Here is a 635-nt window from a genome sequence, read left to right as displayed (position 1 = left end):
ATTACTTCATTTGCTGTTACATTTGCAATATTTTCTATTGTTCCTGAACTAGCTATTATCACTTCAATTTTAAGCGTAACCATTTCATTAACATTTAATGTTCCAATATTCCATAATCCTGTATTATTATCATAGGTTCCTCTTGAAGAGGCGTAATTGAAGTAGATTAATTTAGAACCTAATATGTCATATACACATACATTTGTTCCATTATCTAAACCATTATTTTTAACCGTTATTGTGTAGTTAACATGATCCCCTACATGAGCTGTGTCAAATCCTACTACATCAGATACTTTAGTAATGTTTAAATTAACTGCTGGTATTACATTAATTGTTACTGTTGAGTTTATATCTGGATCAACAAGCGTTTCAATAGCTGTTAGATTACCTGCAGTATTGTTTAGTGTTCCTGACTTAATAGCTTGAACAAACATATGGAGTGTTACAGTTACTCCAGGTCCAATATCCCCAATAGTCCAAAGACCTGTTGTGCTATTGTATGAACCTCCAGTTGTGTTCAAAAGTTTAAAACTCTCATTAAGTAAATCAGTGAAAGTAACATTAGATGCAAAATCAGCCCCATTGTTAGTTATATTTATTGTGAAGTTAATAGTACCATTATTTGAAACATT

At 31.2% G+C, this 635-nt stretch carries 1 protein-coding gene; it reads right to left on the bottom strand.

Translation table 11 applies throughout. The features are described 5' to 3' along the window. Positions 1-635: DUF11 domain-containing protein (locus MBFIL_RS05070; protein ID WP_157078688.1), on the bottom strand; the 635-nt coding region annotated here is incomplete at both ends.

The organism is Methanobrevibacter filiformis, assembly GCF_001639265.1.
Lineage (GTDB): Archaea > Methanobacteriota > Methanobacteria > Methanobacteriales > Methanobacteriaceae > Methanacia > Methanacia filiformis.
This window is presented reverse-complemented; position numbering and strand designations above follow the sequence as displayed.